10 protein-coding genes are annotated in these 12,604 nt (G+C 36.6%); 8 read left to right on the top strand and 2 right to left on the bottom strand.

Translation table 11 applies throughout. The features are described from left to right. Positions 1 to 336 precede the first annotated feature (336 nt). From G5B32_RS06840 to G5B32_RS06830, 3 genes are read left to right on the top strand one after another with little or no spacing between them, the layout of a single operon-like run. Positions 337 to 2,100, top strand: a complete 1,764-nt coding sequence (locus G5B32_RS06840; protein ID WP_165290802.1) for a redoxin domain-containing protein — start codon at positions 337 to 339, stop codon at positions 2,098 to 2,100. Between the two features lie 14 nt (positions 2,101 to 2,114). Next, positions 2,115 to 5,348 carry a SusC/RagA family TonB-linked outer membrane protein gene (locus G5B32_RS06835; protein ID WP_165290801.1) on the top strand — a complete coding sequence of 1,078 codons (3,234 nt, stop codon included), beginning with the start codon at positions 2,115 to 2,117 and terminating at the stop codon, positions 5,346 to 5,348. Positions 5,349 to 5,350: 2 nt separating this feature from the next. Next, a complete protein-coding gene (locus tag G5B32_RS06830) occupies positions 5,351 to 6,742 on the top strand; it encodes a RagB/SusD family nutrient uptake outer membrane protein (protein ID WP_317166095.1) in 1,392 nt (463 codons plus the stop codon). 40 nt (positions 6,743 to 6,782) lie between these two features. On the opposite strand, the gene G5B32_RS06825 is transcribed toward G5B32_RS06830, so the two are convergent. Further along, positions 6,783 to 7,094, bottom strand: a complete 312-nt coding sequence (locus G5B32_RS06825; protein WP_165290799.1) for a hypothetical protein — start codon at positions 7,092 to 7,094, stop codon at positions 6,783 to 6,785. Between the two features lie 1,410 nt (positions 7,095 to 8,504). Between G5B32_RS06825 and G5B32_RS06820 the strand changes: the two genes are divergently transcribed. The 5 genes from G5B32_RS06820 (at position 8,505) to G5B32_RS06800 (ending at position 11,992) form a co-directional block, all read left to right on the top strand. Continuing rightward, the gene (locus G5B32_RS06820; protein ID WP_165290798.1) at positions 8,505 to 8,876 is read left to right on the top strand and encodes a hypothetical protein; all 372 of its coding nucleotides are present in this window, start codon (positions 8,505 to 8,507) and stop codon (positions 8,874 to 8,876) included. A gap of 123 nt (positions 8,877 to 8,999) precedes the next feature. After that, positions 9,000 to 10,529: a sulfatase gene (locus G5B32_RS06815; RefSeq protein ID WP_165290797.1), complete on the top strand. Its 1,530-nt coding sequence runs from the start codon at positions 9,000 to 9,002 to the stop codon at positions 10,527 to 10,529. Positions 10,530 to 10,576: 47 nt separating this feature from the next. Beyond that, entirely contained in the window at positions 10,577 to 10,855 is a 279-nt protein-coding gene (locus tag G5B32_RS06810) for a pyrimidine/purine nucleoside phosphorylase (protein WP_165290796.1), read from the top strand. Positions 10,856 to 10,960: 105 nt separating this feature from the next. Next, entirely contained in the window at positions 10,961 to 11,653 is a 693-nt protein-coding gene (locus tag G5B32_RS06805; RefSeq protein ID WP_165290795.1) for a hypothetical protein, read from the top strand. Positions 11,654 to 11,776: 123 nt separating this feature from the next. Further along, positions 11,777 to 11,992, top strand: coding sequence for a hypothetical protein (locus G5B32_RS06800; protein ID WP_165290794.1), 216 nt, complete (start codon positions 11,777 to 11,779; stop codon positions 11,990 to 11,992). 16 nt (positions 11,993 to 12,008) lie between these two features. On the opposite strand, the gene G5B32_RS06795 is transcribed toward G5B32_RS06800, so the two are convergent. Continuing rightward, complete coding sequence (locus G5B32_RS06795) at positions 12,009 to 12,350, bottom strand: Rieske (2Fe-2S) protein (RefSeq protein WP_165290793.1); 342 nt, start codon at positions 12,348 to 12,350, stop codon at positions 12,009 to 12,011. Positions 12,351 to 12,604: the final 254 nt, after the last annotated feature.

The raw sequence follows: 12,604 nt of genomic DNA, 5'->3' as shown, positions 1-12,604 counted from the left end.
AACTATAGCTACGCCTCCCGAGACTCACCATTTATAAATAAAGGCGAGTTATGAAAAAGCAACTGTACAAATTAATTATTTCAGCTCCGGAATAGTTCTGGATCCCCTTAAGACATATTCTGTCTTCATTTACCGAATCTGTGTTTGAATTCTACATATTTAAGGTAGGATGATCGCTAACGACCAATTATACACGCCACAATTCGGCAATCAATTCTTTTATTTAATGTTAGCTGACGTTTATAAATAGGCAGTTTTTCAGGGATCTAAAAATTATCTGCTGGATATTCCTTTTATAAACCGGTTAACTTTTTACTTACTTATAATACTTGGAAAATGAAGAATTTTTACAAGCCAGGACTTCGTATGTCCATAATACGACTGCACTTATACCTAATAAAATTTCTTGCTGATATACTGATATTCATTATTTCTTTTATTGGCAAAGGAGATGACAATACAAATTCTGATTTTTCTAAAGGGAATTCTAAAACGAGTAGCTCGAGAGCTAATAAGAAATCTAGAATTCTTATGCTGTCGGGGATATTATTTTCCAAAAGAGCTGTTAAAAAGAAAAATGATCAGCAGCAAGAGGAACAGGACTCCTATGGCCAGTACCTCTCGAATAAAATCTATGAACATCAGCTTTCCCTTGCAAATCGAGAAAAGGGGATTAAGATAGCTGAGGACATAAAATCCAAGCGCGGAGCCTTAAGATTTTCTAAAGGCTATTTTCCGTATGCTCAAGATTTACTTTGTGGTTTCGCTTTGCTGTTTATATTTTCTTTTCTGAACTTTAGCAGTTATGCTCAAGCTAGAGAAGCCACTGAGCCAGAAGCACTTCAAGTAGGGGATACTGTACCTCAGGATTTGTGGGAATTACCTATCCATGTTGTGAACGATAATTCGAAAAACGTAAGATTAAGAGATTTTAGAGATAAAAAAATAATTATTCTTGATTTCTGGGCTACCTGGTGCGGTCCGTGTATCAACTCGCTATATAAACTGGACTCACTGCAGCCTGCATTTTCTAAGGATGTTCAGTTTATTCCTATTTCTAATGAAAGTGCAGAGAAAGTAAAAACATTTCTTGATACAAGAAAAATAGGTCTTCTCTCGGGTCATGGAAACTCTGATATATCAAAATATTTTCCTTATCGTAGTATCCCTCATCAGGTTTGGATAGTGGGGGAGAAAATATTTGCTACTACCGATGGAATAAATACTACCGGGGAGAACCTTGGAGAACTTATTTCAACCGGGCATGTGCAACTACGAAATAAAGTGGATAACATGAGCGTGGATCTACAGCAGCCCTTGCTTATCGGCGGCAATGGGGGGACTGCTGAGCGGCTTGTTTACCGTTCTTTATTTATGAAAAGGATTCAGGCTGACATCGGGGGTATATCTTTTGATAGAGGGGCCAATAATGTGCTGATGTATAATGTAACTCTAGCCATGATGCTTACCAGAAGCTTTTTATATGATCTTCCCTTAGCGCTACGAAAGGAGAATCGGATAGTTTTTGAATGTTCAGATTCTTTGATGAATACTATTACAGCCCGTAATTTAAAACGTTCGAGTGGAAACTACCAGGATGATGTTGCTTACCACAACTGGATGGATAGTAACCTTTATTGCTATAATCTTATCCTTAATAGGAAAATTCCGCAGCGTGATGCTTTAGAAATCATGAAATCTGATTTAAAAAACTTTTTGCTTTTGGAGAAGGGTATAGAGGTGAAATTAGAAAAGCGAGTCACACGTACCTATGTACTTCAAAAAATGGACAGCTATAAAAACCTTACTACAGCCGGAGGTAGAAGCTCCCTTGAGGCTAGCAATGGTGAGATTTTTCTTATTAACAACTATATGAGCGCATTAGTATCCTCGGTGTCCAATGCGCTGGATAGAAAAGGAGACCCCTATCCGGTAACGGATGAAACGGGGATAAAACATAAGATAGATTTACGGCTAGCAATAAGCCGTATAGAGAATATCGATCAGCTCAATGGAGCCCTTAAAAGATATGGCCTTGAGCTGGTTCTTAAGGACATACCTATGGAGATGATCGTGTTAAAAGAAAAAAATTATAACTAATAACCTTAAGAAATATGAGAAAGAAGATATTCTATAAATATATACCATTAATAGCAGGAATGTTAATGACTCTTACCGGACATGGTCAGCAAATTGCGCTTAAGGGCAAGGTAAGGGGTAAAGGCAGCAATGCCGGACTTCAAGGAGTAAAGATACAAGATCTAAAAAGCCGAAAGGTACAATATGCTGATGTGGAGGGTCTATTTGAGGTTCGTTATAATTTAAGGGATACACTAATTTTCAGCGCTCCAGGTTATTCTGATTTGAAGTGGTCTGGTATAATATCAGCGGAGGATACACTTCAAATAGAGTTACAACAGCTGCATCAATATATCGATGAGGTGGTTGTAAGCACCGGTTATTACAATATTCCTAAAGAAAGAGCTACGGGGAGCTTTACGCATGTTGGAAATAAGTTACTTCAGCGGGAGCCCAGTACAAATATCTTGGATAGACTCGAAGGAGTCGCAAATGGAGTTAATTTCATTCGCGGCACAGCCAATAAGGAAGGCAGCAAACAGGCATCTTTTCGGGTGAGGGGGCTGGCTACAATACAGTCAAATTCCAGTCCGTTGATTATTGTAGATGATTTTCCTTATGATGGCGATATATCGAGTATTAATCCGAATGATGTGGAGGATATTACGATTCTCAAAGACGCGGCTGCGGCCTCAATCTGGGGCGCGCGAGCGGGTAATGGAGTTATTGTTATCCGCACAAAGAAAGGCAGGAATGATCAGAAGGTAGGCATTAGTGCAACAGGCAGCATGCTGGCCACAGCACGGCCAGATCTGTTATATAATCCAGATTTTTTGAATGCCGCCAGTACGCTTGAAGTGGAGAAATTCCGCTTTGATAAAAAGATGATGGTGGAGAATAACTGGACACTGCTGAGCCCAGGAGTGGAGCTTTTGATTCAACACCGCGATGGTAAAATTAGCGCAGATGATCTCCAGCAGAAGCTCGATCTCCTTAAGGAACAGGATATACGTAAAGAGGCACTTGATAATCTCTACCAGCTGGGTCTGAACCGTCAGATGCAGGTAAGCCTTAGTGGGGGCTCTACAGGCCACAGCTATTACTTTTCTTCTGGCTATGACGATAACAGATCACATATACGTGGCAATGGTTACTCTAGGTTGACCCTGAGCATGAATGATAGCTATCAACCTGCAAAGTGGTTAGATCTGCGTGCATCGGTGAACTATTCACAGGACGGCTCTGCCAGTAATGGTCTAGGGATAAGTGATATTGTTCCTATGGAGAACTATTCCGCTCAGTTTCCATATCCCTATCTGCGGCTGAAGGATGAAAATGGTGCTGCCCTTGCTGTTCCTAGAAAATATAGAAGCGCATATGTAGAGGGTGCCCCAGCACTCGGATTATTAGACTGGCAGTTTCGTCCTTTGGATGAAATAGAGCTGAATGATATTACGGGTAGCAGCAATACGGTTCGGATTTTTACAGGAGCCAACTTTAAATTATTTCGCAGATTCGCTCTGGGATTAAAATATCAGTATCTGCGAAGCCAAAGCGATAGAGAGAATTACTACAGCCCAGAATCATTTTTAGTTAGAGATCTGGTTAATTCCTTTACTCAGAGTGATATGAGTAGGGTCATACCCCTTGGAGGTATTCGTGAGGGGTCAGGGGGTAGTAGCCATTGGCATCAGGGTCGCCTTCAGGCTGATTATAATAGAGCATGGGACAGACATAATCTAAGTGGAATTGCAGGTGCCGAGATAAGGCAGGTAAATCAGCAGTCTGCTCCGGGGTATAGGGTGTATGGATACGATAAAAATACGATAACAGGAACTTCACTTTTTGACTATAGCAAGCTATATCCTTCGCGTCCGCGCAACAGCCAGCGCATTGCTCAGGCGATTAGCAACTTTAGCGATGTCACGGACCGTTTTCTGTCTTATTATAGCAATGTTTCCTATAGCTATACACAGAAATATACGCTTTCTGCAAGCAGTAGATGGGATGGCTCGAATCTGTTTGGTGTTAAGGCCAACCAACGAGGTGTTCCGTTATGGTCTGTTGGAGGAGCCTGGCTAATGAGTGAGGAAGACTTTTTTAGCACTAAATGGGTGGACCGCTTAAGATTTCGCCTGAGCTATGGGCATAACGGAAATGTAAACCAACGCGAGAGTGTTTATCCTATAGTAAGCTATATGGTAGATACCTATACCCAGCAGCCAAGCGGTAAGCTACAAAACATAGGTAACCCTTCGCTACGCTGGGAGAAGGTTTCCAATCTGAACGGTGCCGTGGACTTTAGCCTGCTTGGAAGCCGAATATCTGGAAGTGTAGAATGGTATAGCAAGAAAGCAAATGATCTAATAGGCAATAACATTGTTGCTGGATCAACGGGGATTTATAAGAATGGAGTGGTGTATAATATGACCAATAGGCTTAACTATGCATCAATACATACTAAAGGGATAGACCTGGAGCTGCGTACGGTCAACACCTCAGGCCAAGTTGGCTGGCAGACAGATTGGATTTTTAACTACACGGGTAATAAAGTGACAGATTATATGCTGGAGAGTAAGCCTATTATAACCAATTATCTTGGAGTAAATACAAATGCTGTAGTGGGGGAATCATTGGATCAGCTTTATGCTTTACCCTGGCAGGGTCTTTCCTCCGAAGATGGCTCTCCTCTTGTTGGTAAGGATGGGGTGCTGAATAAAGATTACACAGGCTATCTGAGCGGTTTAACTCTAGATGATCTGTTACGTGTAGGTGTTTCGGTAGCTCCTTATAGCGGATCGATGCGCCATACCTTAACCTATAAGGCCTTTCAGCTCAGCTTTAATATGCTGCTAAGCGCAGGGCATGTATTTAAGAAAAGTTCACTGAACTATCAGGATCTTTTGAATAATGCCAAAGGTCATCAGGAGTTTCAGGAGCGCTGGCACCAGGCTGGTGATGAGCTGAGTACGTCGGTACCATCACTGCCTTCCTCGATCATTGCTAACCGGGACTTGGTATATCAGAGTTCACAGATACATTTCCAGTCAGCCTCGCATATCCGTCTTCACGATATAAATATGGGATATAGGCTGCGGGGTACAAAGTTGAATCATCGTTTGGGGATGGAATCTCTAAGCGTGATGGTGAATGCCCGCGATCTAGGGATATTGTGGAAGAAGACTGATATAAATGTTGACCCATCCTATGCTTATTCGTTATATCCGCCACAGCGGACCTATTCGTTTACCTTACAATTAAATTTTTAGCCATGAAAAGTTTATTAATATTTATAGTAGGCCTGATGTTCCTTTTTAGCTGTACGCCAGAGTTTTTATCCCTTAAGCGTGATATGAAGAATGTGGTACCCCAGAGCCTGGAGGACTTTCAGTCGTTGATGGATTACTCGGCAGTGATGAATCTAAATTCAGCATATCTACTGGGAGAGATTGGTGCAGGAGATTTTTATCTGAAAGACGAGACGTGGAATGCCCTTAGTTCCCCTTGGGTAAAAAATGCCTATAACTGGCAGAAAGATATTTTTCAGGGTAGTCAGAGCGATATATGGAATAGGATGTATGAGAAGGTGCTCTATTGTAATATTGTATTGGAGGGATTGGCTCGTAATAAGGATGATATATATGATATTAAAGGATATAACGATGTGCGTGGTCAGGCTCTTTTCTGGCGAAGCTATAGTTTTTATCAGTTAGCTCAGTTTTTCTGTGCAGCCTATGATAAGCAAAATTTAGAGGGCATTATTGGTCTACCCTTACGTTTAGAATCGGATATTGACCAGAAAGTGCAGCAGTCCACCTTGCAGCAGACATATAATAAGATTGTAGAGAATCTTTTGGAAGCAGAAGAGCTTTTGAAAGATGATAAACCATCGGTATATGGCACATACTTTAAATCTCGTCCTTCAAAGATAGCCCTTAGAGCTCTGCTAAGCAGGGTGTATCTGCAGATGCAGGATTATTCCGGGGCCAAGGAGTATGCCCAGAAGGTGCTTTCGATGCAGTCCGAATTACTGGATTACAATAAAGTAGCTGTAAAACCAGCAAAGGAGTACAGTTTTGACTTTTTTGGTGCCACAAATCCTGAAGTTTTACTGTATGATGTAATGTTTTATAATAATGTCATTGCTCAAAGCAGGCTCATAGTAGACTCTGTTCTGCTTAGAAGTTATCAGGAGCATGACCTTCGCAAAGAAAGATTTTTTACCAGTACAAATGGCGGGGATACGACTTTTAGAGGTTCATATAATGGAAATGTAGACCTCCATGGATTTATTACTCTACCGGAGGTATACTTAACACTAGCTGAAAGCAGTGTAAGAACGGATGATTTAATAAAAGCTAAAGATGTTATGAATGTGTTTTTAAGCAAACGTTATGCTAATGGATCAGCTAGAGATATAAGTTCTCTTGACAAGGGGACATTATTAGATTTTATCCTACAGGAGCGAAGGAAAGAATTGGTGTTTAGAGGGGTTAGATGGCAGGATTTAAGAAGGCTAAATTTAGAGCCTCAGTTTGAAAGAACAATAACAAGAAATATTGAAGGGACAGTTTATACACTTCTTCCAAATAGTTCTAAATTTATCTATCCTTTACCCGAAGATGAGGTAATATTAAATGGATATAAACAGGTGCAAAGATAATGGTTAGGGCTAAAGGCCCTAACCGTAGTTTGTAAAAAGCTTATTGTTCTCTTTGGAAAGCTTGTTGTTTTATTAATTCATCAGGATCATCTTCTACTTGTAAAGGAGGCGTTACCCCTTGAGGAACTGCAATTTTACACATATCCCCAGTTAGACCAATATTACAATCATCTGTTGGTGCTGGCGCTGTGGTAGAAGAGCCCACATCATGCTGAGAAGTAGATGGATTAAAAGAAACATTATACCAATCATAAGATTGGACATTTGAAGATCTAAAAGACATCAAAGAGATGCTGAAAGCTGCAATTACCATGGCTATGAGTGGTAATGCAAAAGTTTTGCTTTTTTTCATAACTTTAATTAGTTGAAACATTATTCTTTATAAGAATAAGGTTTAATTAATGAATGGGACCGATAAGTAATTATTGGTCCTTTATTATTTATTTACCAGCTAGAATTTTTATAAGATGTGAACCAACAAAAAATATTAGCTGTATAAGCACTTTGGCTGGCTCTGCCCCTTGCCTTAATTATCTGAAATTAAGGTTTGGCTGTGAAAATCTATTGTTAAGTAAATGGTCTTTTTGGAAATTTTCTGGTCTTATATTCAAACATGAGACAGCTAACGTTTTATGGGACCAATTAAGATGTATAAATAGTAAAAGCTAAATTAAAGAGACATCGACTTGAAAAAATTCTCTATAGGGAAACTTAATATTATAAAAAAAAGACTATTTATTAATAGACTTTCCATTTTTCAATACTAAATATAAGTTTGTGGAGTTTCCATATATAAGCCTATATTTATAACATTTTATAATGAAGGAACAAAGGACATAAATATGAAATCATAACTGTCATAAATAAAACTTATGACGTATAAAACCTACTTTCTTCTATTCATTATGAAAGTTTAGGTGAGAAATTCAATTATAGCCTACCTTAGATTTTAGAAGAGTTTATATGGTCCTTTTTATTAGGAGGTTTACTTGAAAAGAATGGATCATTAGCCCATTTCCAAAGATCAATTTTCACAATATAATCAAGCAAATAAAGTTCACCAGATTCGATAAGTTCCATTCATATGTGGCCTTCTTTTGAATGTATTTAAATAGTATTATACCTATTAATGCAGTCTAAATCTGGATATATACTGCATTTTCTGAGGTTTATACAAAACTGGTTTCTTTTAAACGCTTTTTTAGATGTTTGAAGAAAGTTTCAATCTCTCATCTTTCCTTATATTAAGGTTGCTTTCCAGGTGTATCAAACTCTACGATCTGATCTTGAAACACTTCGCTGTCCTTGATTGCTTCACTTTTATATGTGCACACTACACACAGTATATTTCATATTGCTCTTATTTCGTGTGACAAAGAAGCTCTGGTTGCTGTCCAAAACAATCATCCAACGGATTGATATTGTTGAACCAATTTATTAAAATGTCCCGGTCTATTAGATATAATGTTTGAGAAAATACGATTATATTTACCATGGTGGTATTTATTTTAGCTAATTATATATAGCAATCCCTGCTATATTAAACCACCGCCAATTTTCCCCTTATTTGGGACGCTTCTGAAATAAATATATAAAATATTAATTTTAACAACCAGATATTAATCATAATAATTATATCAAATAATTTTATTCAAAAATTATTTGATATAATTATTTTATATAATTTAGTATTAAATTATAATCTATACTGAAAGGCTTGTTATAGTAAAATAGCTGACTAATTATAAATATATCTTTATTGATGAAAAAATTAATTCATGTAGACGGTTTGGTAATTGGTAGATTTTCTTTTCATGGATTTATTGTAGACAAAGAAAATAATCGATTGGCTTATTCCATTTTTGTCAATGATATAGATGAACCCTTAGTAGAATTTGAAGCGGATGAGAAAAGAAATGTTAGAATAGGGATTAACTATAATGTACTTAATTTTATTAAGGAAAATAAGACTGCAGATAAAAATCTTCGAAAAGCATATTTTAAGGAATTTTATAATTTTATTATCGCCAGCGAGAAGAAAGCTTCTTATATGGTTTTTAAAAATCAGAAACTAAATTACGTAAAGAAATCCTCCGAGATAATCGAACTTAAAAAAATTTATATTGAATCTTAGAACAATATAAGCGAAATCAGATTTAGAAATATTTTAATTTTTCTTAAAATATAATCTATTAATCTTTATAATTTTTATTAACATTACGCAAAATTAAAATCTACTTACGAAAGAAACTTAAAGATGAAGATTAGCCGATTTTGGAGTGCTGTAGCATTGTTACTTTTATCTATTACAACTGTCAAAGGACAACAAAAACCAAACATTGTTATTATTATTTCTGACGACCATGCTTATCAATCTATTGGCGCATATGGTTCTAAATATGGTAAAACACCAAATATTGACCGTATCGCAAATGAAGGTGCGGTTTTTGAAAATATGTATGTCAACAATTCTATTTGCGGACCTGCACGTGCCACTTTGTTGACAGGAAAGTATAGTCACAAGAATGGTTTTAAGGATAATGAAACATCCAATTTTGATTTCAATCAAAATCTTTTTGTAAAAGACTTGCAAAAATCAGGGTATAATACAGCATGGATAGGTAAGATTCACTTAGGACATCAATTGCAAGGATTTGACTACTATGATATTTTGGTGGGGCAAGGTCATTATTTTAATCCTGATTTTATTTCTAAAGAAGGTAGAAAAAGGGAAGAAGGCTATGTTTCCGACTTGGTGACATCAAAAGCGTTGAATTGGATGGATCAAGTGAAAAATGGCCCTTTTTGTATCGTTATCGGTCATAAAGCAACACATAGAACCTGGATGCCAGATCCGCAAGATTTTGGCAAATATGATAAAGTGAATTTTGAAACTCCCGAAACCTTATTTGATGATTATGCAACAAGAACGGCTGCAGCTAGTCAGGAAATGACTATTGCGAAGCATATGGATATGGGTTACGACCTGAAAATGTTTCCCAATAAAGAAGCGATGTTTGTAGATGGAAATTTCACACGCATGAATGCAGAGCAAAAGAAAGCTTATATGGATTATTACCTTCCAATATATGAGGAGTTAGAAAAATCCAAGCTAAAAGGTGCTGATCTAACGAAGTGGAAGTACCAAAGATACATGACAGATTATCTGAATACAGCGGAATCTATGGATAGAAATATTGGTGAGGTGTTGGATTATATTGATAAATCGGGTTTGAAAGATAATACGATTGTTATTTATTTGTCCGATCAAGGATTCTATATGGGAGAGCATGGTTGGTATGACAAACGATTTATGTATGAAGAATCTTTCCGTACACCTATGGTGATGCGTTATCCAAAATTAATCAAGCCGAATACGCATATCAACTCGCAAGCAATCAATGTGGATATCGCACCAACTTTATTGGATCTTGCAGGAGTAGAATTACGTGATGACTTTCAGGGCAAATCCTTTAAATCCATTTTATCACACCCTTCTAAAACACATAGGGAGAATATTTATTATCATTATTTTGAAAATGGGGAACATGCTGTAAGCCCTCATTTTGGCGTGAAAGATAAGCGCTATAAACTAATTCGCTTTTATAAACGTCATAACGCATGGGAACTTTTTGATTTGGAAAAAGATCCCAAAGAGCTTAAAAATGTTTACAACGATAAAGCATATCGTAAGATAGTTGCTAAAATGAAAAAGAAACTTCTTCAAGAAATAAATACGTTTGACGATAAAGAAGCTTTAGCAATTTACGAACAGTCTATCGATTAATCATTTAAGAGTGTTGGAAATTAAATACATATCAGTATTTTAGTGTTATGATCAATTTAAACGAATATTTTGAGGGAGCCGTAAAATCATTGGCTTATGAAAATGGTGGAAAGTCCACCGTTGGTGTTATCGATATTGGGGAATTTCAGTTTGGGACTTCTACTCCTGAAACTATGGTTATCATAGAAGGAGAGATGAAAGTATTGCTTCCGGGTAATACGGAATGGAAAGTCTACAGTGCAGGACAAAAATTTGAAGTCGCTGCTAACTCATCTTTTAAAGTTCGTGTTGAGACACCTACTTCTTATTTATGTAAATACAAGTAACGTTTACCATATTATAATAAAAAGTTCGGTTTTATTACTATAAATAAGGCCGAATTTTTTTTGACCAGTTTTCCTCGCTTAAACCCTTAAGTGTATAAATTTTTTATGGAAAACCTGTTCAATTTTACGGATGCGCAACTGCTCAAGGAGTGGTTGAAATCAAATTCCTACCAACAAATTTTATCCACGTTTGATGTAATAGCTGTAGGATTAGAAGGCTTCGAAATTCTTATGGAACTTAAAGCTTTTTATCCAAACTTGCAAGTAGGGTATTTCTACCATAGTACTTTAGATCAGCTTTCTGATGTTCATGGGAATTCAGTTTTAGCGAATTTTACATTTATCCCATTGGATATGGAAGTGAAGTGCTATAGTGGTGATTATTATCTCATCAAGTATTTGAATAAGGATGTTGTACTCGAAACATTAAAATATCTTTCCGATAATGTCTTGATAATAGGTTCTATGGCGGATCCTATACTCATACGGCTTTTAGAATTTTATTCCTTCAATCAAAAGAATTTGCTTTTGCGAAGACCTATGTATTTCGAAACTTCTTCACTACGTGGTAATATTAATAAATACTTACATTTTTCAGTTTTACCTGCAAACGTGCGAGTAATTGATGCCGTAAAAATTAATCGTTCCCTACTAAAACTAGATGGTCAGGTTACGATGTTTAAATTGCATCAGGAAATTTATAAGCATTGGTTTGCACATATTAAGCTTTTCCTAGACTTGCAAGAGAACGAAAATTGGGATTTACCAAGGGTAAGGTTGGAAGCTGCTACTTACTAAATATTCTCCCCCTGTAATACATTTGTGACGTATTACAGGGGATATTTTTCGAAAGGATTTGGTATTTTACGGTTTCCCGTATTGATAAAAGAAGATAATTATCGACTTTTACATTAACTACCAATGAAAGCTAAGGAGAATATGATTCAGTTTCTAATTGAAAATAATTTTGATTTTTCAGAATTTAAAATTATTCGTGAAGAGCGTAAATATATGCTTTATAAGGTTCATAATATGATACTAAAAGTGTATAATAAAGAAAATCCAATAGAAGAAAATGATGAGGAAGTCAAAAGAGAACTTTTCATCGAGGATTTTCAGCGCCTAAAGCGAGGTTGATGTAGATGGTTAAATTTTATTTAAACAGATTTAGTAGTTTATTTATCATACTTTCAGGCAATTCTACATATAAGTCATCTTTCCTCGATTCTAGCCTATTGATACGAATCGCATTGTTTTGTCCTTTTGTCCCTTTGTCATCAATTAAATTAAAACTATGTCTATGAAATGGGCAAATTATTTTACCCTCTTCGCACCAACCATCAGCTAAATTCGCGCCGGCATGTGGGCACTTATAAGAAGTCGCATGCCATTCTCCTTGATGATAAATAAGGCAAAATTTCTGTCCACCCAATTGCAGCAATTGGACAGGAGTTTTAGTTCTTATTGCTGAGGAAGGTATTTTGTGCCATTTCATAATATTAAAGATAGGGAATCCAATTTGAGATTCACCAAATCACATCTGGAATTGTTCTTCACTAGAAACAAGAAAGCTCAATCATTGGATTGAGCTTTCTTGTTTTCTTTGTGGAGTCGGAGGCTCTTTTTTTATGGTTTTTTAAAGATTATTACGCACTTAATAAAAAGCATAAACAACTGTAAATCAGTGTAAAAATATCATTTAAGATTTTTATGAGTTTTTAGGTATTCTGAAAAATTGGGTGTAAATTT

It is taken from the genome of Sphingobacterium sp. SGL-16 (assembly GCF_011043515.1).
Classification (GTDB): domain Bacteria; phylum Bacteroidota; class Bacteroidia; order Sphingobacteriales; family Sphingobacteriaceae; genus Sphingobacterium; species Sphingobacterium litopenaei.
This window is presented reverse-complemented; position numbering and strand designations above follow the sequence as displayed.